At 63.6% G+C, this 418-nt stretch carries 1 protein-coding gene; it reads right to left on the reverse strand.

Translation table 11 applies throughout. The features are described 5' to 3' along the window. Nucleotides 1-418 (reverse strand): LGFP repeat-containing protein (locus J1M86_RS23180; RefSeq protein WP_368857274.1); only part of this gene is annotated, 418 nt, incomplete at both ends.

The raw sequence follows: 418 nt of genomic DNA on the forward strand, positions 1-418 counted from the left end.
GCCCTGACACCTGCAGACCGGACAGCAAGGGCGCTAGGTTAGCGGGATCCGTAGTGAATGTGTTTTTTGCACGGTTCCACGAAATCATGCCGCCGGTGAATTTCTGTGAGACAACATCGCCGTCGACGGTCTGGTCGCCGACCGGGGCGCCGAGCTTGCCGTTGGGGCCGCGCAGCTTGTCCCACGCGGCCACCATGGCTCCGCGCACGACGAACGCGCCGTGGTCCGGAGGCCAGAAAATCACCGGCTTGTCGGCCGCGGAGAACCTGACGATCCGGCTGGAGGGCCCAAAACCACCATCAGTTTCGTTGGCGATGGGGAAACCCAAGTCGCTGCTGACCGGTCCGCCCAGCGACTCGTACTTCGCCAGGATTTCACCCTCGACGGCGTTTGCACCGGTTGCCGGGCTGAAGAAGAC

The organism is Rhodococcus sp. KRD197 (assembly GCF_017168235.1).
Lineage (GTDB): Bacteria > Actinomycetota > Actinomycetes > Mycobacteriales > Mycobacteriaceae > Rhodococcoides.